This is a genomic window from Bradyrhizobium sp. 197 (genome assembly GCF_023073375.1).
Classification (GTDB): domain Bacteria; phylum Pseudomonadota; class Alphaproteobacteria; order Rhizobiales; family Xanthobacteraceae; genus Bradyrhizobium.
In genome coordinates this window covers 104806-127260 of the sequence record NZ_JADPJJ010000146.1, presented here as the reverse complement: position 1 = coordinate 127260, position 22455 = coordinate 104806, and the positions used below count along the sequence as shown (strand labels likewise).

Here is a 22455-nt window from a genome sequence, read left to right as displayed (position 1 = left end):
CAACACGGAAAGGTGCAAGGATGAGATCGTATAACTTAACGGGGAAGACTGCGCTTGTAACCGGAGGGGGCTCCGGGATCGGCCTTGAAGCCGCGCGCCTTATGGCGGAAGCCGGTGCTAAGGTCGCAATTAATTACTTGCCATCCGACAACCGTGGCGAAGCCGCGTTAGCGGACCTTAAACGGGCAGGGCTGGCAGTGATTGGCGCGCCTGGCGATGTGGGAGATGCCGATGATGCGCCAAGAATGGTATCGAAGGCCATCGACAGCCTTGGGCGCTTGGACCTCCTGCTGAACAATGCTGGGACCCCCGGTCGCAATACACCGGTGCCGATTGCGGATCTCGATCAGCTTACAGAGGAGCTCTGGGCGACTTTGCTGGGCGTGAATCTCATGGGCGTGTTTCGGTGCGCCAAAGCGGCTGCACCGGCGCTTAAATCAGCAAAGGGAGCGATCGTGAACACGGCATCCGTTGCTGGCTATGGAGGAATCGCCAGCACGATCCCATACAGCGTATCTAAGGCCGGGGTGATAAATCTAACCAAGAACTTGGCAAACGCGTTGGCTCCCGACGTTCGTGTCAACGCTGTCGCGCCCGGCACGGTCGATAGTTCCTGGGCGATGAAGCGGGAGGAGGAGCGTCATGAGGCCGTGGTCGCTAGAACGCCCTTGAGAAAAGTTTGTACAACCACAGATGTCGCAGAATTGATGATCTTTCTAGGTTTTTCCGGCAGCATGATCACGGGCCAAACAGTGATCATTGACGGCGGCGCGCACAGCTAATTTCATCCCTTGCAGAATGGAAACTGACATGGAAATCGTAAAGCTAAGATCTGGCAGCATCTTGGAAGAGCGACTCGCTTACTCTCGAATCGTCGCGGTTGACAATTGGATATTCATGTCGCTCACGGCCGGAAGAGATTATAAGACACGTAGGATGCCAGACACGGCCTTGGAACAGGCTAAGCTGGCAATGAAGAATGTTGAAGGTGCGCTTGAGGCGGTCGGCAGCGGACTGTCAGACATTGTTCGCCGTCGTATCATCGTTCCCCGGCAAGAAGATGTTGCGGAAGTAATGTCTTATATCGGTGAGAAATTCCGCAATATCAATCCGGCAAGTACGGTCAGTTGTGGGCCGCTAGGCGGGCCTGAATACCTTTTTGAAATCGAAGTCACGGCCTACCGCGGCGCAGGCAGCCTACCGACGAGAAATCTCACGATTGCGCTTTGACCGGCCAACCAAGCGTCCCATACGAGCGGAGCCGGCCGAGTCTTTTCTCCAAGTCTTGGGTGGGAGCGCGAGTCTATATCGAAGGTGAGAAGAATGGGATTACGCAAGCGGCCCGCGGCTTCACTATCAGCGTAAGTGAAGTCGGCTAGGAACTGCGCAACCCATCGTATGGGATCAAGGGTGCTTCCTTCGCGCGCCATTTGCAAGGAGGAAGCCGTCACACCGTTTGATCGCGAGCTCATAGCCGGCTCAGAAGCAACATTGAGCCGGATCTCACATGCTCGCGCCTGGCGTTTCGGCAGACGTTTGCTACACGACCATTTTGCTGGTGAAGACGCAGCGATGCGAGGGTTGGGAGTTGCGTGGTCGGTATGGCGGGCAGCAGCCACGTCAGCCTTAGGACCAAGTGACCTGATCGAGCTTTATGAACAGCCCTTCAAGACAGGAGGGTGGGCTTCTCGCAGCTACTTTCATACGAGTGCTAAGCGCAGATCGACCACGGTTCTGTTCTCGTACCACAACCACGGAGTATATCTATGACATGACTTTTGGATCGCGCGACCAAGCCAGTATGGCGGGTCGTGGTCGAGTAGTGGGCTGTCCAGCGCGCCCGGTACATGACGCTGGAAGCCATCGCGCCGCTGAGCGATGATCCGACCGTGAGCCTTTCGGCCTTCGCCAGCTGACCAGCCCGGTGACTCGCAGCCAGCTACACCGCGCCAGGGGCACGATCCAATCGCCAATTGCGGCCGAACGTCAATATCGCCCGAGATCGCCTCCCCCGACCTGCACGAGCGAGAAGGAAGGGCGCGACAAAGCGCGTCCGGACTGGCCGCTTGCGGCTAACAGATCTTTCCCGGACTCCGGCTTGACGGTGCCGAAGTCCGGACTCCCGACGGCGAGACAACGGTCGCGCGATAGGAGGTTTCGTGTTGACGGATTGTAGATGATCTGCAATTCTGACGAGAAAGGAAAGCAGATGCTTGGTCAGGATCAGAGAGTTGATCGGTTCCGGCAGTCTATGCGTAGGCTTGCATCAACTGTTTGCGTCTTGTCTTGCAAGCGGGCTCGGGCTCGCTATGGCATCACGGTGACGTCGGTCACTCCGCTGAGTTTTGCGCCGGTTTCGATCATCGTGTGCGTCAACAAGAGCGCCTCGATCAGCGGTCCTCTTAAGGATGAGAGACGCTTTTCCATCAACGTCCTGACGGCATCGCAGATGGACGTGTCCCAGTCGTTCAGTGGGGTGGTGCCGCCGGAGGAGCGCTTCAATGTCGGTGGTTGGCTTGAGCAGGATGGGATTCCTTACCTCCCGAACGCGCAGGCGACACTGTTCTGCGAAATGGATCAGGCTATTTCATACGCTACCCACGACATAATCATAGGACGAGTATTCGACGTCCAATTCGATCGCATCATTGCGCCTCTTATCTATCAGAACGGCACTTACGCGCTTGCGGCCCCTCTCATGCTTCAAGGGACCAGCTAACAGAGTAGCGGCAGCGTCAGATCATCACAAAAGAAGGGTAAGTGCATGCAACTCGGTCTGTTCAACCTTATGACGCTTCGCGATCACCCGGATGGTGCAAGCGGCGTCATGCGCGACACCCGCAAGATGGTAGAAGCCGCGGAAGAACTGGGCTTTGATATTGCATGGTTCGCTGAACATCACTTCGCAAATTACTCCAGCTCTCCATCTCCACTGATGATGTGCGCCTATGCGGCTGGCTGGACTAGGTCGATAAAGCTTGGCCCGGCCGTTATCGTGCTTCCGCTTTACAATCCACTTCGTCTTGCGCAGGAAATAGCTGTTGCGGATATTCAAACCGAAGGCCGTCTCGCGCTCGGGCTTGGCACTGGCTATCAGCGGTACGAGTTCGATCGTTACAAAATTGAGCTAGACGATCGCGTCGATGTATTCCTCGAATACTGGGACGTGATTGAAAACGCGCTTGTCAATGGTGAGGTCGAATATGATGGCAAGTACATTTCGCTACCAAAAACGCAATTCGCCATCAGCACTACTCAGAAGCCGCTCCCCCCAATTTTCGTAACTTCGTCCCACCCTAAATTGCTAAACCGTTTCAAGAAATGGAGAGCGGTGCCGTTCTTGGCTGCCAGCACGCTGGGTTCGCCGATTCTTTACAAGATGGTGGATGGCCTCAACGATGCCTGGAGCTCAATAGGAGAGAGACCCTCGACCAAGCCGCTTGCGATCATGCAGTACGTTGGAATTACTGATAGCCGTCGCGAGTCGCTCGAAGTGGCGGATCGCGCGCGTTACGTCGGGCGCATGGCTCACCATCTTCGAAAGGCGGAGATTCCGTTAGACAGAAGGGGCTACATCCGAGATGAGCCATACTCGGGTGAATACACCCTAGATGAATATGCAGAGAAGACTGTCGTCGGAGATCCACACACCGTCGCCGAAAAGATGGTAGCGGACATAACACGGCTCAATCCGACTAATTACACCTGCAATTTCTCGTTCGGATGCATGCCTCTCGATAGAGCATATAAATCAATCGTGCGTTTCAAGACTGAAGTCGTGCCGCTCATTGAAAAAGAACTGGGGCCGATCGCTTCGATCGGCTCAAGAAGCGGCTCGGTGAGTGTCTAAGTGGAAATGGGCGTCGGACCTCTTAGCCTTGCGAGCCCTTTGTAAGGAGCCAGCGCATGAAGAGCAGAGCGCAAAGGGCGCGGCGTTCGAAAGCGCTAGCTGGCCGGATAGCTTTGGCGTGAACAACAGCGCAGTTCGCATCCGCTCTGAGCGTGAGAGGGGGCATCAATGGGGACGGCGGGCGGCCGCCGAGACCTTTCGCTCGCACCAGCATAGCGCTGTGCGGTCGGAGCGAAGCCCCAGCTCGGCGTATTCGCAGCTTGGGAAAAGAACTGCAGCCAAAAGATTTGTCTTGCGTCATGGAACAGAAATAATATGGTTCATTGCCGCCATTGACTCGTAACAAAATGGCGAATTGTGACGGTCGAATGTACTAGAAATACTCCGGACACTAACCGGACGCTTAATGTCTCAATTGCGGCTCGCTCGCACTCAACTGCCGCGGCATATGCAGGTGCCGTCTTTGGCTCTGGCGCGAGATTATTACCTGCATGAAAGGGGAACTTGAATGTCACGTCAGCCTCGCTTGCTCGATGATCTCCGTTCCAATCTCACCTCGCTCGAGAACCACCTTGTTGATGGGCATATCGACGGCCGCGTAAGCCGCCGAGACTTTTTACGGCATGGCAGCGTGCTTGGATTGTCCCTGCCGTTTCTCGCGCAGGTTACAATGGTGGCGGGCTACAGTGCTGCTCCATCGGTCGCCCGGGCCGCCGCTCAGCCCGGGGCTACGATCCGCATCGCTTGTGCATCACCGAAGCAAGCGATTGACCCGGTCAGAGGGGGCACCCCCGGATGTTTTCTCTTGACCCAACAGGTCGGTGAATTTCTCTGCGTTCCCGGGCCTGATCTGATTCTGAAGCCCTCCCTCGCGACAAGCTGGAAGCCCAATCAGGACGGCAGCGCCTGGACCTTTTCTCTGCGCAAGGGCGTCAAGTTCCATTCCGGCGGCGAGATGAAGGCGGACGACGTCGTCGCGACCATGGATCGACTAATCAATCCCGAAAATACTTCGAACGCGCTCACGGTATTCAGGGGTGTTTTGTCGCAAGGAGCTATCCGAAAGGTGGATGACTACACGGTCGAATTCCATCTCGACGGTCCCAATGGCAACTTTCCCTATTTGGTTTCGTCCGACAATTACAATGCCATCATCCTGCCGGCCAGCTATTCCGGAAACTTCGAGGACACTTGGGACGGCACTGGCCCCTTCAAGATCGACAGGTTCACTCGTAATGTTGGTGTGAGCTTTGTTCGAAATGACGACTACTGGGGGCCGAAGGCGCTTCCCGCAAAAACAGAATTTCTGTTCTTCGAGGACATCCAGCCGCAAATCCTCGCGCTCCAGGCTGGACAGGTTGATATGATCAACAAGATTCCCGCGCTTGCAGGAATAGCCTTGCTCAGCAATCCGGCTGTTGAAATAATCAACATCAAGTCTTCCGCAAACCAGTTGGTTGCCATGAAGTGCGATGAGGGTCCATTTAAAGACCCTCGCGTTCGCCGGGCTGTCGCGCTTTGTCTAGATCGGGAGAAACTGGTCAAAGGGTTGATGAAGGGCTATGCCGCAGTTGGCAATGACACTCCCTTTGCTTCAATCTACCCCTCCGCCGACCCGACTGTCCCGCAGCGTAGGCAAGACATTGCGCAAGCCAAAGAATTGATGAAGGCGGCGGGAATGGAGAAGGGCTTTCAGGTGACGCTCTCGACTTCGCGTTATCTTGAAATTCCTGAGTATGCCCAGCTCATCCAAGGCTGGGTCAAACAGATCGGCATCGACCTTAAACTGGATATCATGGACTACATGTCCTTTTACGGCCAGTTTGTCCCCGGTCAGTCTCCTTTTTTCGATGCAGTGCTGGGCATCGACGACTATGTCCACCGTGGCGTTCCGAATTTTCATCTCTCGGCTCTACTGAAGAGCGATGGCGTCTGGAATACGGCGCGGTTCAACAACAAAGAGTATGATGCCTTAGCAAAGAGCTACGTCGCCTCCCTTGATTTAGAGGCGCAGCGAGCGGTCTCAGGCAAAATCCAACGGCTTGTCCTTGAAGAGACTCCGTACCTTTGGAGCTACTTCTACGACCAGCTGACCGCGACGAAGAAAGGTCTTGTCGGCGTTCAGCCAACGGCTGTTGGGCATCTGTTCCTGCAGAACGCCGGGATGGCTTAGTAGCGAGCGGGTAGGCGGGGCGTTAGCAGCCTCGCCTACCGAGTCGTCACGGCGGTGTGTGAAAGAGATCTATGAAGCGCTTCCTTGCTCAACGGTTCAGTTATGCGTTTGTAACGCTTTTCGTGCTGAGCCTCCTGGTGTTCTTCGGCGGCCAAGTGTTGCCCGGTGACGTAGGGCGGGCGATCCTTGGGCCATTGGCGGATCAGCAAGCCGTCGACGCGCTGAACCACCAGCTCGGTGTGGATAGGCCGCTGCTTGTTCAGTACGGCGCTTGGATTTGGAACGTTCTGCAGGGGGACATGGGGCGATCCTACGCCTATTCCGCCCCGGTCGCCCCTATCGTACTCACCGCGTTTGGGCATTCGCTCAAACTTGCGGCCGTGGTTTATCTGCTCGTTGTCCCACTGGGGATTCTTGGCGGAGTAGTAGCTGCGCTGAATGTAAACCGGCCAATCGACCGCATTATCGGCTTAGGGGGCATGTCCGCGACCGTTCTACCGGAGTTCGTCACTGGCATCGTGCTGATATTGATCTTCGCCGTGTGGCTAGGTTGGCTGCCGATCTCAGCGACCTGGCCTCCTGACGCCGGAATCCTGACGCAGATACATTACCTGATACTTCCCGCAATGCCGCTAGTTTTCGTGCTCTTTGGCTATATCGCCCGCATGGCTCGCGCTGGAATGATTGAAGCGCTGGATTCTGATTATACCCGAACCGCCGTACTAAAGGGCCTAACGTGGCCACAGGTGATCTGGCGCCATGTGTTGCGGAACGCGCTGTTACCGACGATCACAGTCATCGCCACTGAAGCCGGTTATCTGGTGGGCGGCCTTTTGGTGGTGGAGATCTTGTTCCGTTATCAGGGCATCGGCTTACTTATCTTCTCTGCCGCCCAGAGCAAGGATTTCCCGATGCTTGAGGCGGGTGTGCTGGTGGCCGGTGCAGTCTTGGTCCTGTCAACCGTTCTCGCAGATTTGTTGTATTCCCTGCTTAATCCCCGCATCCGAATAGGGGGCTGAAATGGCCGATGTCAGTACTTCGTTAAGTCTCCGGCGAGGGGTCGGTGCCGCGCTATTAAGTTCCGGCGAGTTCTTGTTCGGCTCTGCCGTTCTGACCTTCTGGATCACATGCGCACTATTGGGACCTCATTTCGTGCCCTACGACCCTCTCGCCGGGGACGTGCTGAACGCTCTAGCGCCTCCGTCCGCCGACAATTGGTTCGGCACTGATCAGCTTGGGCGTGACGTTTTTTCCCGTGTCATAATCGGCTCGCGCGACATTCTCACCATCGCCCCTCTGGCGACATTCCTCGCCACGATCTTGGGAACTGCTATTGGTTTACTTACGGGCTATGTGCGGGGAGTGATTGATGACATCATCTCCCGCCTGCTGGAGGCGGTGCTGGCGCTCCCATCGATCATTGTGGTTTTGTTGGCGATCGTAGCCTTGGGTAAATCTGAAACTACCGTGATCATGGTTATCGCCCTTTCGTTCGCCCCGCGTATTGCCCGCACCGTCCGAGCCGCCGTACTTTCGGAACGCGAATTGGACTATGTCGCTGCAGCGACGCTGCGCCGCGAATCAGGAGTGCACATAGTCTTTATTGAAATCCTACCTAACATTCTTCCGCCTATCCTCGTCGAAGCCACAGTACGTCTTGGTTATGCGATCTTTGCAGTGGCTACCCTGAGCTTCATTGGCTTCGGGCTGCAGCCTCCCTCGCCGGATTGGGGACTGTCGATCTCGACAAATTACGCGATGATCGGTGCTGGCTACTGGTGGGCGGTCCTATTTGACGCAATGGCCATCGCGAGCCTTGTCATCGCGGTGAATTTGGTAGCAGACGGGCTGCATGGGGCAATTCATGACTAATCACGCCCTCTGTTTGGATCAGCTTTCCGTCGCCTATCGATCCGGCGGCCGAGATCGCGCAGTACTGCGCGACATCACTCTTAAGATTGCTCGTGGTGAGGCGTACGGCCTCGTCGGCGAGTCCGGTTGCGGGAAGTCGACGGTGGCGCTGGCAACCGTGCGCTATCTATCCCGCAATGGCAAGGTAACCGGGGGCAAGATCTTCCTCGACGGAGCGGACGCAATGGAGCTCGATACGAGGGCTCTACGGAGACTACGAGCGAGAACAGTCTCTATGGTTTACCAAGATCCCGGCAAGGCGCTGAATCCAACAATGAAGGTGGGGCGGCAGTTGGTCGAGGTTTTCGAGCTCGCGGGCTTGCCCCCGCAAGAGCGGGAGGCTCGTGCGCTCGAAATGCTCGCCAAAGTCCGTATCGCCGATCCGACCTCAGTGATGCAACGCTACCCACACCAGCTTTCCGGCGGAATGCAGCAACGGGTCGGGATAGCCATGGCGCTGGCGAGCCATCCGACGATGCTTATTCTTGATGAGCCCACTACCGGTCTTGATGCCACGGTAGAGGCCGAGGTTCTCGAACTCGTAAGCGATCTTCGGCGCGAACTCGGCACGTCGATCCTGTTCATCAGCCATAATCTTGCGGTAGTGGCGAAGATGTGCGACCGCGTGGGCGTTCTTTACGCGGGAATTTTGGTCGAAGAAGGGCCTACTCGTGAGGTGCTGAGTGCGCCGCGTCATCCCTACACTGTAGCCCTGCTGCGGTGTTTGCCCCGGGCCGGGCAACGTAAGGACCATCGGAGGCTGGATACTATTCCAGGCTTCCTGCCCACGCCCGGTGCGTCGATCAGTGGTTGCCCCTTCGCCGAGCGGTGTGCTCTCGCCGATAACCATTGCCGGACCAAAATTCCGGATCTGCAAGATAATGGAAGTGGCCGGCTCGTGCGTTGCCATTACCCAGATCGGGCAGCGGATCTTCCCCGCAGCACTGCTCCGGATGCGGTACTAGCGAAAGCGAGGGCGGGTGCGGAGCCGGTGCTTCGGGTAAGCAATGTTTCGAAGACTTTTGGCCAAGGCGAGCATGCGATCCGCGCCGTGGTGGATGTCTCTCTTAACCTGCAGCCAGGAGAGACGCTCGGGCTAGTGGGCGAGTCGGGCTCTGGCAAGACTACGCTGGCTCGCATGCTTCTGGGCTTAGTGTCGCCTGATCCCGGCGGGACTCTTGAGCTTGATGGCAAGCCCCTTGCTTCAACCCTTGAGCGACGGCGAGATGAGCAGGTCAAGGCAGTCCAGATCATCTTCCAGAATCCGGACTCGGCGCTCAACCGTTCTCATTCCGTCGAGCACATTATTGGTCGGGCGTTGCGGAAGCTTGGTGGATTTCGCGGCGCCGATCTGTCTAATCGTCTTCGAGCGCTCGTTGCAGCTGTCCGCCTGGCTCCCCAACATTTGTCTCTCAGGCCGCGCCAGCTATCAGGTGGCCTGAAGCAGCGAGTGGCCATTGCACGAAGCTTCGCGGGCGCCCCTCGAGTGGTAGTCTGTGACGAACCTACTTCATCACTTGACGTGTCGGTTCAGGCAGCGATCTTGAACCTACTGGCTGAGCTCCAGGCGGCCCAAACTGTGAGTTACATTTTCATTTCTCACGATCTTGGCGTGGTGCGCTATCTTTCCGATCGAATTGCGGTGCTCTATCTTGGGCGCCTCATGGAGGTAGGACCTTCGGAGCGTGTATTCGCAGGACCAAGCCATCCTTACACCGAGGCACTTCTATCCGCCGCTCCCAACCTTGAAGGTATCCGCAAACGCATCCGCCTGACAGGCGAGATTCCTTCCGCAGCCAATCCGCCGCCCGGTTGCGTTTTCCAGACTCGATGCCCCCGTAAGCTCGGGACTGTCTGTGAGACCAGCGAGCCGCCGCTGGTCGAAGCGGAGGTTGGGCATATCATCCGTTGTCATATCGCACCCGCAGAGCTCGCGTCCCTCCAAAGGGAAACAAAGCGCCTGGCAGACGCCACAGCGGATGCTGCTTCTTGATAAGATCAGCCGCGATTAGCGGATACCAGCGAAATAGCGTGTGACCAACATAGGCCTCCAAGGGGTGGCCTAGCGCTGAATGTTTTGGCCATAACAGAACAACTGCAACAATTGAGGTGAACCGATGGGCATGCTTGAATTTGAGGGGAAGGGCTATCCCGACGGCCGTGATTCCGATCCTCGGGAATTCGGCTGGATGCATGGCGCGCCGCCGCCCCCCGATAAACGGATAACTTTCGAGAGCGGCCGCTTCCTCCATTTTCCGCAGATCCGCTGGTCGCTGTCTCACATGCGCGAGCTTGCCGCGACCGCCAATGTGGAGCGCGGGCAGCCCGCGCCGTTCGAGCGTAGGGACAGAGCCGCTGACATCGACGCGCTCACCTTCGTGGACATGAACGGCCGCGCCCGCAGATTCGAAGATGCGCTCTATGACAGTTACGCCGACGGGCTCGTGGTGCTGCATCGCGGGCGGATCGTGTACGAGCGCTACTTCGGCGCGCTCGAACCGCACCTGCCCCATTCGTGCTTTTCGGTCACGAAGTCGTTTGCGGGCACATTGACCGCAGCCTTTGTGCATGAAGGCGTTCTCGATGACACAAAGACGATCCCGCATTACCTGCCGGAGCTGGGTAGCTCCGCTTGGAAGGACGCCACCCTGCGTCAAGTGATGGATATGGAAACCGGTCTGGCATACACGGAAGACTACGTCGACGAGAACTCCGGCGTGAGCGCGTACGGGCGCTCCTTTGGTTGGCGGCCGGTCGGCTATGACGGGCCGAAGACCATGTGTGACTACCTGCGCACGGTAAGTAAAGAAGGCGCGCACGGCGAAAAGTTCGCCTATAAAACAGTCAACACAGAAGTGATGGCCTGGGTGATGGCGCGCGTGACAGGCCGCTCCTTCGCCGAACTGCTTCATGAACGCCTCTGGGTACCGCTCGGCTGCGAGCAGGATGCTTACATCAGGATCGATCCAGCAGGGATGCAGTCGGCCGGAGGTGGGCTGAGCGCAGCGCTGCGCGACGTGGCGCGATTCGGTGAGTTGATGCGGTGCAAAGGTGACTGGAAGGGGAAGCAACTCATTCCGGAGTCCGTCGTAGACGACGTGCAAAAGGGCGGGAACCAGTCGCGGTTCTCAAAGGGCGCCCCGGGAATGCCAAAATACTCATACCGCAGCATGTGGTGGGTGACGCATAACGAGCTGGACGCCTTCGAAGGCCGCGGCATCCATGGCCAGCGCCTGTATGTCGCGCCAAAGGCTGACATGGTGGTCGCTCGTTTCGCCTCGCACCCCGTAGCGTCTTCGATGAACGACAAGATAACCCTTCCCCAGATGCTGGCGCTTGGGAAGATGCTGCGCGAATAGTAGGGCATTCTGCGCCGAGCCGCTTGCGCGGCGCTTAGCAGGGGCGGCCGCATTTGCGGCCGACATTTGCCACGCGTATGCGACCCGGCTACGCGGAGCGAATTGCCTCGCTTAAGCTTCGTTCTAGTCGTCCAGCCACAGTCACGGGACACCGCGAATGCCGTTCAGGCTGGCCAAGCTGGCAGTCGGCAAGAATGACGATTTATTTTCGCGCTAAAGCGAACAAACTCGGGGATTTTGTTCCCGCGCGTAGCGTAACTCTTCTGCGAATCTGGTGCCGACCTTTTGTTTGGTTCTAGTGAACGCAGCGTGGATCCCAGCAACAAACGTTTGTAGGCTAAAATGAGCCAAGAGATCATCGCACTAGGCGAGAAGCTTTCCCGGCAAGCCCAGACTACGCCCAATGCGCCGGCGGTTAGTTGCGGTGAGACCACTCTCACCTGGAGCCAACTGGAGGCTCGCACCAACCGCATCGCCCGGGCTTTGGAGGGGCTGAGCGTCCAACTGGGGGACCTGGTCACCATCGGCCTACCGAATGGCGTTGAGTTCATCGAGGCCTGCTGGGCTGCCTGGAAACTGGGTGCGACGCCGCAGCCGGTATCTTTCCGACTACCGAATACGGAACTGTGCGCGATCATCGACCTCGCCAATCCGGCAGTGGTGATCGCATTGCCTGGCATGGAAGCTGGCCGACGCCGTTTCACCGTTGAGGATCTGCTCGCGCTTTGCGAGGATGACCAGCCGTTTAACTCACGCGTGGCCCCAGTATTGAAGGCGGTAACCTCGGGCGGCTCGACAGGACGGCCCAAGCTGATCCTGTCCGGCTCGCGTGGAGTAACACAGGCGCAGCCGGCCGATGGCCCAAGTTTTTGGCGTTTCGGCCCTGGCGACACTGCGCTTATTCCTGGGCCGCTCTATCACAATGGCCCTTTCGGGTGCGCGCTCGACGCCTTAACTCACGACGCTCATGTTGTGGTAATGCCGCGCTTCGACGCCGAGGGCGTACTGGCGCAGATCCAGCGTCATAGAGCGACTTGGGTCTATCTCGTGCCAACCATGATGAGCCGCATCTGGCGATTGCCGGAAGAGGTGCGAGGTCGATATGATCTCTCGTCGCTGAAGACGCTCTGGCATTTCGCCGCGCCGTGTCCGCCGTGGCTCAAGGAGGCGTTTATCAACTGGCTAGGCCCGGAGGTGATAATGGAGCTCTATGCCGGCTCTGAGAACCAAGCGGGTACCACCATCACCGGGAACGAATGGCTCCTTCACCGCGGCTCGGTCGGGCGCGTGAGCTCGGGTGAAATGAAAGCCTTCGATGCTGATGGAAACGTGCTGTCGCCAGGCGAAATAGGCGAGATCTATATGCGTCGATCGGCGGGATCACCGCCGACGTACAACTACCGGGGCGCCACGGCGCGCACCCTGCCGGGCGGCTGGGAGAGCCTCGGAGACATCGGCTACTTTGACGCAGACGGCTACCTCTTCCTCTCTGACCGTCGTACCGACATGATCTTGGTCGGAGGGTCAAACGTCTATCCGGCAGAGGTCGAAGCCGCGATCGACGAGCTCCCGCAAGTCATATCGAGCGCAGTGGTTGGCCTACCGCATGAGGACATGGGCTCCTCCGTCCACGCCATTGTTCAGGCACGTCCGGGTCTGACAGAGGAGGCGCTACTGGCGCATCTGGCCGAGCGGCTTGTAACCTATAAACTTCCGCGCACGATTGAGTTTGTCGACGAGCCTCTTCGCGATGAAGCAGGCAAGGTGCGGCGAACGCATTTGCGTGACGAACGTATCGCTCGAATGAAGTCCGCGGTCAGCCAAACCTAGTCGCCCCTGCGTGCTATCAAAAGGTGCGCAGGATGGGCGCGAGAGGCAAGTCGTACATCGTGGGTCCGAGAGTCCGGCCAGAGAATTCCGCGCACCATGATGTTTATTCACGCAGGCACATAGGGCTCGCGGTGGTGAGCGTTCAGAGAGGACAAAATGGGATTGTTGGATGGCAAGGTCGCGATCGTTACCGGGGCCGGAGGTGGTCTCGGCGAAGCCTATGCAAACCTATTTGCCAAAGAAGGCGCGGCCGTCGTGGTCAACGACCTTGGCACGACTGTAAATGGCTCCGGGGTGAGTGCTGCTGCTGAGAAGGTGGTGGCCGCAATTGTTGCCGCCGGCGGAAGGGCCGTGTCCAATAGCGACGACGTATCGACGTTGGCGGGTGGGGAGAACATCCTCAGGGCAGCGCTCGATGCCTTCGGTCAAGTCGACATCTTGATCTGCAATGCGGGCATTTTGCGCGATCGGACTTTCGCCAATACCGCGGAGGAGGATTGGGATGCCGTTATGAAGGTTCACCTGAAGGGAACCTACTGCTGCACGCGGCCTGTGTGGACTTGGTTAAAGGACAATCGTCGTCCTGGTGTGATCATTATGACCTCCTCAACCTCTGGGTTGTTTGGAAATTTTGGGCAGGCCAATTATGGGGCGGCGAAGGCCGGCATCTATGGGTTTATGCGCGTGCTATCCATCGAAGGACGCAAGTACGGAATCCGTGTCATGGCCGTGGCCCCCAACGCAGTGACGCGCATGTGGGCACGGATTCCAGGAACGGAGGCGATCGAATCTGATCGCCCCGCTTTGCTTCCCGAGAACGTTGCGCCCGGAGTGCTGTTCATGGCGTCAGATTTAGCGGCCGAGCATTCGGGCAAGGTTCTTGCCGTATCAGGCGAAGAGATCTCCGAAGTGAAGATGTTAACGGCAGAAGGCTTCCGTCCTAAAGGGGCTTACACCGCCTCGGATGTCGCGGCCCACGCGGCTTCAGTATTCTTTCCGACGGACCCCAGCGGCGTTTGAACAACTAGCGCAGTTTAACGGAACTGAACCGCCCCGGGATTGCCGGAGGCTCCAACTCTTGAGAAGGCGGAGCCACTATGAGCAAGACGACGAACAAGTTTTCACCCGAGGTCCGGACCCGAGCGGTTCGGATGGTTCTGGATCACGCGAACGAGCATCCCTCGCGCTGGGCGGCAGTGACGTCGATTGCGGCCAAGATCGGCTGCACGCCGCAGACGCTGCATGACTGGGTCAAGAAGGCCGAGGTCGATAGCGGGCAGCGGGCCGGCGTTCCCACCGACGCGGCGGAGAAGCTGAAGGCGCTCGAACGGGAGAACCGTGAGCTTCGGCAGGCCAACGAGATCCTGCGCAAGGCAAGCGCCTATTTTGCGATGGCGGAGCTCGACCGCCGGTCCAAGCCATGATCGCGTTCATCGACGATCATCGTGGGGCGCATGGGGTCGAGCCGATCTGCAAGGTCTTGCCGATCGCCCCCTCGACCTACCACGCCCATGTGGCCAAGCGGCGCGATCCCGCCAAGCTGTCGGCGCGCGCCAGGCAGGACGCCGCGCTGAAGATCGAGGTTCGGCGCGTGTTCGATGAGAACTTCTCCGTCTACGGCGTGCGCAAGGTCTGGCGCCAACTCAAGCGCGAAGGCTTCGATGTTGCCCGTTGCACGGTGTCGCGACTGATGCGGGAGATGGGTTTGCAAGGGGTTATCCGCGGCAAACCGGTCAAGACCACGATCAGCGACAAGGCCGCGCCATGCCCGCTCGACCACGTCAACCGCCAGTTCAAGGCGCCACGGCCGAACGTTCTGTGGCTTTCCGACTTCACCTATGTCGCGACCTGGACCGGCTTTGTCTACGTCGCCTTTGTGGTCGACGCCTATGCCCGCAGGATCGTGGGCTGGCGAGCCTCGCGCACGGCGCATGCGGGCTTCGTGCTCGATGCGCTGGAGCAAGCCCTCCATGATCGACGGCCGGTCCATCGTGGCGGGCTCGTGCACCACAGCGACAGGGGCAGCCAAGGCGGATTCAAGCGGTCGTCGCAACACTCATACATTGGAGGTCGCGATGAGTATTGGAGGACGGAGATCGGCACGGTCTGGACGCGCGCCATTGCCATCGCCGGGGCGGCCTCAGGCGGCGGGGCGTGATGAACAGAGCAGATTTTGGCGGGGGATTGCCGCGGGGCTGAGCAGTGAAGCAGCTGCGCTTGAAGCCGGAGTATCGCAGCCTGTCGGATACAGATTGTTCCGAAAGGCGGGCGGCATGCCACCAGCAATTTTCCGGTTTTCGGCAAAGCCGCTCTCCGGGCGGTACCTATCGTTGGCCGAGCGCGAGGAGATCGCACTTCTCAAGGTGCAGGGCCACTCCATGCAAGAGATCGGGCGCCGCCTCGGTCGGTCCGCCTCGACAATCTCCCGTGAACTACGACGCAACGCGGCTACCCGAAGCGGCGGGCTGGAGTATCGGGCGACGACTGCCCAGTGGCATGCAGACCGATCGGCATGTCGGCCCAAGCTGACCAAACTTGCGCTCAACAAAACCTTGCGCACTTATGTGGAGGAGAGACTTGCCGGCGTCGTCGTGGCACCGAGCGGCGCTCCCGTTCCCGGCCCGGTCGTTCCGTGGAAAAGTCGCCGGCATGGCCCGCGAAGAGATCGGCGATGGGCCAAGGCCTGGAGCCCGGAGCAGATTGCGCGACGCTTGCCGATTGACTTCCCGGACGACGACACGATGCGCATCAGCCATGAAGCCATCTATCAGGCCCTCTTCGTTCAAGGCCGGGGAGCGCTACGCCGCGAACTGACGGCCTGCTTGCGAACGGGACGCGTGCTAAGAGTACCTAGAGCGCGCGTAAGAAGGCGAGGCAAGGGCTTTGTCTCGCCGGAGATCATGATCAGTCAACGCCCCGCCGAAGCAGCCGATCGAGCAGTGCCGGGACACTGGGAGGGAGATCTCATCCTGGGTCTTGGCAGCTCAGCAATTGGTACGTTGGTCGAGCGTACCACGCGGTTCACGATGCTGCTCCATCTTCCCCGTCTCGTGGGGCACGGCGAAGCTCTGCGCATCAAGAACGGACCTGCACTCGCGGGACACGGAGCTGAAGCCGTACGGGACGCGATTACTCGTACCATCACCACCTTGCCACAAGAACTGCGCCGTTCGCTGACCTGGGACCAAGGGGCCGAAATGGCCCAACATGATCGTCTCAAGATCGACGCCGGCGTGCAGATCTACTTTTGCGATCCGCAGAGTCCTTGGCAGCGTGGCACTAACGAGAACACCAACGGGCTGCTGCATCAGTACTTCCCCAAAGGCACTGACCTCAGCGTACATAGCGTCCAAGAGATCACCGCCGTTGCTGCTGCCCTAAACGCCCGACCGAGAAAGACGCTGGGATGGAAAACGCCAGCGGAGGCGCTTGACGAGTGGCTACCATGAATGAACACAATCGATGTTGCGACGACCGCTTGAATCCGCCCAATACGTATCCATCAAGTACACCGAGCGCCTCGCTGAAGCAGGCGTGGAGCCTTCTGTCGGCAGCGTCGGAGATTCCTATGACAACGCTCTCGCCGAAACCATCAACGGCCTTTATAAAGCAGAGGTGATCCATCGGCGTGGACCATGGCGCAGCTTCGAAGCCGTCGAGTTCGCGACCCTCGAATGGGTGGACTGGTTCAACAACCGGCGGCTCCTGGAGCCCATCGGCAACATACCGCCGGCCGAAGCCGAGCAACGCTACTACGCCATGCTGGAACAATCGGGCATGGCCGCATAACTTAAATCAAACAGCCTCCGGCAATCCCGGGGCGGTTCAAACCGCGAGAGTAGAAAGGCTCACTCGCCGGATGCGTTCCGGACCGACTCAACGCTGCGATTAATTTGCGAAGGCCACTTCAGCCTGGATGTCATGTGCGGAGCTTCGCGCTTGGTGGCCACCACCATCTGCATCATCATCATCGGCTACCCCACGGCTTACCCGGTCACTATTGTATAGAAGCGCCTGCGCCCGGGTGCTCCCTGTAGTCGTCGTCATTCCGCATCTGACATGTCTCTCGGTGTGCACTAATGCTTTGATCGTGATCTACGGCGACCCCAGCCTCATCAGCGACATCCTCCCGATCTGCACCTGATCTGCAGCCCCATTTGCCGCTTACCTACAGCGGCATAGCGGTCCATGTCGGGATAGTGCACATCGTGTTGCCCGCCATCGTGCTCTGTCTCGGCTTCTAAATCACACCAGGGGCTATGGGCGGGTTACGTGAAGTCATGCTGCCGACCCTCATTGCCGCGCAAGTCGCAGCTCCCTTCAAAATGGCATATATTCCAGCTCGGCTTTCACTCTCTTGGCATCGCGCCGGTCGTGCTCTCAATCGTTAGGCTCGATCCTTCTGCGTTCGTCAGCCCGAGCCCGTCGTGCGGCTTGGAGCACCAGACTTCCATCATTCGGCGGTCTGGAAGCCTATCTTGATGAGTTCGCGCGCCTTATGGTGCGAAGCGCTGGATGGCCACGCTCTACCACGTGCGGGGGGTGGACAATCGTGGTTGCCGTGTTTATCGGACAATCATGTTCTACCTGCTGTTTCCGAGATTGGTGCTCATTATCATGTACGTCAGCGGGGCGCCGGAAGGTCGCCAATCGCGGGGAGGCCGGCTCGTACAGGACCTTGCCGACGTCGCCATAACCGGTGATGCCGCCAAAGTGCACGGATAGCGCCGCGGACGTCAATAGGTTGCGTGGGTGCAAGCAGCTTGCATTGGGGCGCGGCGCGGGAATGGTTTCGTCATAGACGCGGCGAGCCTCTTCGGCATAGACCTCGACGTAAGCGCCACCGATATGTGCTCGCTTAGCGTCTCGGAGAGCGGCCTGCCCTGCTCGGAGGTCAGTATGACCGCGAGATCCTGACGATTGGCCCAGGACCCGTTCGTACCATTTGCGCAGGATATTCGAGCGTTGCTTGGCTGGGAGCTCAACCTATGCAGGAAACGCTCATCCGGCGCCAACAAACGTTGGCTAGAGCTGCGGCAGTTTGGCGAGTTCGACGCCGGTCGCCGGATGTTTATCGAAAACGCGAGTCGAGCCGACGCAGGCGATCAATGTAGCAGCCACCCTGCGGAAGTGACAGGTCGTCAAACTAAATCGCAGGTTGGACGAGCGTTGTGTGGATCGCGCGGCGGCGGTTGGGGCAATCGCGTTGCTCCTGCCGGCCCTCAACTCCGCGGAATCAGGTGTGCTCGATTGCGAAAAAAGGCCGCGCGAGACACCGCGCGGCCAAGTCAGGGAGGAAACGCCCCGAAGGGCAGAAGAGCTCAGCAAGTAAATGAACCCGCTGGCCACTCCATCTTGCACGAAACGCCCTAGCATCGTGCAAGCCCACATCGGATACTCATTTACCCGAGGGGATTGGCGGCGTTCGCAGTGATATCTTGCAGTTTTTGTGCGAAGATTTCACCAACTACGCAGCAACTGCTATCATTTAGCGGTTCTCGCGTGATATTCGCGTTGCGTGTTGTTCATTGAAGCCAATCGAACGTGTCGCCGGGTGTACGCGCTCGTATCGCCTGATCGGGTTGGCTTCAGGATTTCGGATCCAATCTCAATAAGTCGGCACTCGTGAATCGCGGCAGAGAAACTTTGCGCTCGGCGATTCCCGGGGCTTTCCGCGACGCGTCCCGAGACCGGTGAACGCGTCCTTCCATCGGCAACTTCGGAGGTCGCGACGTCGGGTTGCAAAGTGAAATCGGCCAAAGCTGTTTGATATGCTGCACTTCTTATCATTGCACCGGAAATGCGATTCGATGGAGCTGGAGAGACGGAGACGCAGCGATGAGACAATCGCAACCCAGCACTATTCGATCGATGACAAGCAGACGGGCTATCGCGCGACAACTTCAGTCGCGCGTTGTCGCTCGGCGCGAAGTGTCGCGGCAACGGAGAGCGCGGTAACGCACCAAAGCCTCAGGCGGGAGGTTGCATGTGCCTGGCCTGCTCCTAGGACCCCAGAGTTCCCTTCTCGGCGCCGGGAGCAAGCCGTAGTCTCGCCTTGAGACCGCGCTGCGTATTCAAAAAGAGTCAGGTCTTGCTCCCGCGCGCTCTAGCGGCTTTATGGACGCAAGACAGCGAATTGGGCTCGGCCGCGTCGAAAAAATGCAATGGCTACTTGAAACTAGCAGAAACAATGCGTCTCGATTGAGTATTGATCTCCAAATCACTCGCTGACGCTCGCGCCGGCCGCTTTCTCTTACGCATTCGAGGGCCTTTATGTACGACTGTGATCATGTCTCAGGCGGCCTGTCGGTGCCGACTGCTCCGGGCATCGCGTTTCTCCGCTCGAGCCTGCTCACATTTGTGATGGTTTAGGGACCTAGATCAGCCTTTCGCCCCTCATGAGTTGGCGAAGTTTCCAATCGCATTTCATGGCGGATCGAGCGGTGAAATGTGTACCGATCAACTTACGCAATACGAGGGGACACATCGGGTAACCCCATACTCACTAGCGCGGGAGTATGCGAAAACTAGGGAGACATTCGGATGCCGTATTACTCATTTGATCTCGTAATTGATGGGGAGCACAAGAATCAGGGCGGCCTTATCCTCGAGAATGTTGACCTTGCCGCCGATAGAGCTGACCAGCTTGCGACGGAATTGTCTATTGTACATCCAGAGCTGAAGGCCAAAGGCTGTTCAGTTCGCGTTATCAGTGCTGATGACACCGAAATCTATCGGACGCCGCTCGATCCCATCTCAAGGCGCTAACACTGAGCTCTCGGTGGCGTGCGACGGCTTCGCCAAGGCGGTCACGCCTGGCAGGCTCCTCAATGTACTTCAGACACTACACGCTTCAAAGCGGACCGACGCCTAGCGTTCGCAAAGCAAAGCAGGACATAACTGGCTATTGCTGGACGCCGATCGAACCGAAAGCTGCTTGGCGCGCCGATGCTGCGCGCTTTCGCAGCTTATTAGCCCGGCGGAGCGCTCGTCAGAGACACCGGAGCTTGAGACATACCGATGAATTCCTCCTAAAGGTGAGCATCGGCCGCCCCCTCCGTATTGATCAGCAGAACCCGAGCATCTCGAGCAAGGGCGACGTTGCCCCTAGGGTCTGGTCGGAAGCGACCTTCAGTAAGCCGGCCAGACCAACACCACCACTTTCGCCTGAAACGACGGCAGGGTCGGCATCCCTGGGCATTGGTGAGCCGCCTCATAACGCTTATTGCGTCCATCGACGATCACGCATCCGCCGTGGGCGAAAGGATGCACCACGCGACGAGCGAGGATTGCTAGCATTCGAGCGTCGCCGTCACCTGCGACTGCCCATGACTTACCGTCACAACGAGGCACGCGCACTATCAAGAAGACACGCTGCGCGCGCGGCGTTGACTACCCTGAAAACGGGCAGTTCTTCCCCGAGCAGAACTGAAGAATACCCGCCCTCGGCTGCAGTATTACTTCCCACACCGGCTTGGACGAAAACATGGCGGCGCGCGACGCAACGGGCGCAGTGCTTCACTTCCAATGGCGGTATAGCCCTGCATCAATAGAGCAGGAATCCGCTCGTGACCAGGCCAGGATGCCTCTCTGCACGGCTTGGTGCAGCGATTTGTGCCGCACGCTCTCTCCAAACTCTAAGGGACGCCGATGGCAGATAGCGAAGAGTTCAGGCCCGCAAGATATCAGCTGCCGCCGCATGCTGAGGGATTCTCTCCCGTTCTTTGATCAGACCTTGCGTTGTGCCCAGTGTCCTTCCCACAGCTATTGCAAGCCTCGGCGGCCTGACCGAGCAAGTCCCGCAGGCGTTCGACGCGGGCGCGCTGGAAAGGCGAAGCAGGGCTGGTCATCAAGACGGGTCCATCGGCTCGAATGCGAGGGCTCGTCACCTGGACGTCAAGACGAGCGTGGCCGCTCGATGGCGTGTCGGCTACGCGCGTGCCCATATGATCCGCGCAGCCCCAGTCCGCGCCATGAATGCGCAACATATCGCGGTGGGCCCGCTTGATGAACGAGCGCTCAACCGCGCGACGAGCAAATATTGCGGCGACCAGGGCGAGGCCGCAACTGAAATAGCTGTTCGAAATGCTCCACACTCCACCGACAACCACCACGTTGAAAGTGAGTGCAGCGGCGGCGTTGCAGACCTTGTCCGCCATCAGCTTGCGACCTCCCATCGGAATTGCTGAGGCATTGTAGCGGTTCAGCCGGGCTGATCATCGGCGTTTTTGTTCCATATTCGCCGCTTCGCGATCTATCATTCGTACCGACCTTTCGCTGGGCCGAGAGAATTACTCCCACTATGATTGCGCGATCATTGGGCTGTTCAGTGCTTCCTTCTTCCAGTTTGCAGGGAAAGCTTTCTTTGTCTACCGGTGCATTGACTTATCTGTCCTCTCGCCTAGGAAGCGCCGGGACTAGAGGTGCCCCGTTAGAAACAGATCAGGATTGAGATGAGCCACACGCCGCAGCCAAACCAGCGAATCACCATACCCTTTCTTCAGCAATGGAAGGAGGAGGGGCGGCGGATCGCAATGACCACGGCTTACGACGCGGTTGCCGCGCGCATCGCTGATCCGATCGTGGATATTATCCTCGTCGGTGACAGCGTTGGCAATGTTTGCCTCGGATTCGACAATACTCTACCAGTCAGCGTCTCCATGATGAATCATCACCTCGAAGCCGTGGCGCGCACAAAACCTCGTGCCCTGCTCGTTGCCGATATGCCCTTCCTCAGCTTCCATATCAGCCGGGAAGAAACCATCCGCAACGCCGGCGGCTTCATCCAGCGTGGCGCCGATGCGGTGAAGCTCGAAGGCGGTGCAAACCGCCTCGATATGGTACGCGCCCTGGTCGACTGCGAAATCCCCGTGATGGGACATCTCGGTCTCACCCCACAAAGCGTCAATGTCATGGGCGGTTTCAAGGTTCAGGGTCGGACGGCCAATGACGCTTTGCGCCTGCTCGAGGACGCGCATTTTCTGGAGGACGCTGGTTGTTTTGCTCTCGTGCTGGAGGGAATCCCGGCCGAGTTAGCAGCGCGGGCGACGGAGATCCTCCAGATCCCGACCATGGGAATCGGAGCCGGTCTAGGATGTTCAGGGCAGGTGCTCGTGTTCCATGACGTGGTGGGTCTTACCGAGGGCAAGCCGCCCAAATTCGTGCGCCCCTATTCGAATGGATTTCAGCTGATGCAGGAGGCGCTCTCGCGCTGGGCGACTGACGTGCGTGACGGTGCATTCCCAGGAGGGCAGGAATCCTATCGCCTCCCGGACGAGCTCAAGGAGCTAGTCGCAAACTGGACTCCGCACGAACTAACCTCAGGGTCGTGA

16 protein-coding genes, 2 pseudogenes and 1 other annotated feature are annotated in these 22455 nt (G+C 58.5%); of the genes and pseudogenes, 17 read left to right on the top strand and 1 reads right to left on the bottom strand.

Annotated features, from left to right (window positions below; all coding sequences use genetic code 11):
* Positions 1-20 precede the first annotated feature (20 nt).
* The 16 genes and pseudogenes from IVB27_RS34490 (at position 21) to IVB27_RS34415 (ending at position 19891) form a co-directional block, all read left to right on the top strand.
* Positions 21-782, top strand: a complete 762-nt coding sequence (locus IVB27_RS34490) for an SDR family NAD(P)-dependent oxidoreductase (protein WP_026233551.1) — start codon at positions 21-23, stop codon at positions 780-782.
* A gap of 28 nt (positions 783-810) precedes the next feature.
* Positions 811-1230, top strand: a complete 420-nt coding sequence (locus IVB27_RS34485) for a RidA family protein (RefSeq protein WP_039800367.1) — start codon at positions 811-813, stop codon at positions 1228-1230.
* A gap of 946 nt (positions 1231-2176) precedes the next feature.
* Complete coding sequence (locus IVB27_RS34480; protein WP_247447198.1) at positions 2177-2719, top strand: flavin reductase family protein; 543 nt, start codon at positions 2177-2179, stop codon at positions 2717-2719.
* A gap of 45 nt (positions 2720-2764) precedes the next feature.
* Positions 2765-3850, top strand: coding sequence for an LLM class flavin-dependent oxidoreductase (locus tag IVB27_RS34475; protein ID WP_018458297.1), 1086 nt, complete (start codon positions 2765-2767; stop codon positions 3848-3850).
* A gap of 508 nt (positions 3851-4358) precedes the next feature.
* Positions 4359-6023, top strand: coding sequence for an ABC transporter substrate-binding protein (locus tag IVB27_RS34470; protein ID WP_018458298.1), 1665 nt, complete (start codon positions 4359-4361; stop codon positions 6021-6023).
* A 71-nt stretch (positions 6024-6094) separates the two neighbouring features.
* On the top strand, positions 6095-7042 hold the full coding sequence (locus IVB27_RS34465; protein ID WP_018458299.1) for an ABC transporter permease: 948 nt from the start codon (positions 6095-6097) through the stop codon (positions 7040-7042).
* A 1-nt stretch (position 7043) separates the two neighbouring features.
* Positions 7044-7895: an ABC transporter permease gene (locus IVB27_RS34460; RefSeq protein ID WP_018458300.1), complete on the top strand. Its 852-nt coding sequence runs from the start codon at positions 7044-7046 to the stop codon at positions 7893-7895.
* Positions 7888-9927, top strand: a complete 2040-nt coding sequence (locus IVB27_RS34455) for an ABC transporter ATP-binding protein (protein ID WP_039800371.1) — start codon at positions 7888-7890, stop codon at positions 9925-9927. The genes IVB27_RS34460 and IVB27_RS34455 overlap by 8 nt, the downstream gene beginning before the upstream one ends.
* Positions 9928-10051: 124 nt before the next feature.
* Entirely contained in the window at positions 10052-11293 is a 1242-nt protein-coding gene (locus IVB27_RS34450) for a serine hydrolase domain-containing protein (protein ID WP_247447197.1), read from the top strand.
* Between the two features lie 342 nt (positions 11294-11635).
* The gene (locus IVB27_RS34445; RefSeq protein WP_018458303.1) at positions 11636-13123 is read left to right on the top strand and encodes an AMP-binding protein; all 1488 of its coding nucleotides are present in this window, start codon (positions 11636-11638) and stop codon (positions 13121-13123) included.
* Between the two features lie 156 nt (positions 13124-13279).
* Positions 13280-14143 carry an SDR family NAD(P)-dependent oxidoreductase gene (locus IVB27_RS34440; RefSeq protein WP_018458304.1) on the top strand — a complete coding sequence of 288 codons (864 nt, stop codon included), beginning with the start codon at positions 13280-13282 and terminating at the stop codon, positions 14141-14143.
* Between the two features lie 77 nt (positions 14144-14220).
* Positions 14221-15152: pseudogene (locus tag IVB27_RS34435) on the top strand (IS3 family transposase); the annotation flags it as partial.
* Positions 14502-14618 (top strand) — a sequence feature (AL1L pseudoknot). It overlaps the preceding pseudogene by 117 nt.
* A 46-nt stretch (positions 15153-15198) precedes the next feature.
* Positions 15199-16572, top strand: a complete 1374-nt coding sequence (locus IVB27_RS34430) for an IS30 family transposase (protein WP_247447196.1) — start codon at positions 15199-15201, stop codon at positions 16570-16572.
* 37 nt (positions 16573-16609) lie between these two features.
* A pseudogene (locus tag IVB27_RS34425) lies at positions 16610-16912 on the top strand (integrase core domain-containing protein); the annotation flags it as partial.
* A gap of 726 nt (positions 16913-17638) precedes the next feature.
* Positions 17639-17848 carry a hypothetical protein gene (locus IVB27_RS34420; RefSeq protein ID WP_247447195.1) on the top strand — a complete coding sequence of 70 codons (210 nt, stop codon included), beginning with the start codon at positions 17639-17641 and terminating at the stop codon, positions 17846-17848.
* 1818 nt (positions 17849-19666) lie between these two features.
* Positions 19667-19891 (top strand): hypothetical protein, encoded by a 225-nt coding sequence (locus IVB27_RS34415; protein ID WP_083926545.1) that lies wholly within the window; start codon positions 19667-19669, stop codon positions 19889-19891.
* Between the two features lie 917 nt (positions 19892-20808).
* On the opposite strand, the gene IVB27_RS34410 is transcribed toward IVB27_RS34415, so the two are convergent.
* Positions 20809-21282, bottom strand: coding sequence for a hypothetical protein (locus IVB27_RS34410; protein ID WP_198293398.1), 474 nt, complete (start codon positions 21280-21282; stop codon positions 20809-20811).
* A gap of 294 nt (positions 21283-21576) precedes the next feature.
* On the opposite strand from IVB27_RS34410, the gene panB reads away from it, so the two are divergent.
* Entirely contained in the window at positions 21577-22455 is an 879-nt protein-coding gene (panB, locus tag IVB27_RS34405; protein WP_018459036.1) for a 3-methyl-2-oxobutanoate hydroxymethyltransferase, read from the top strand.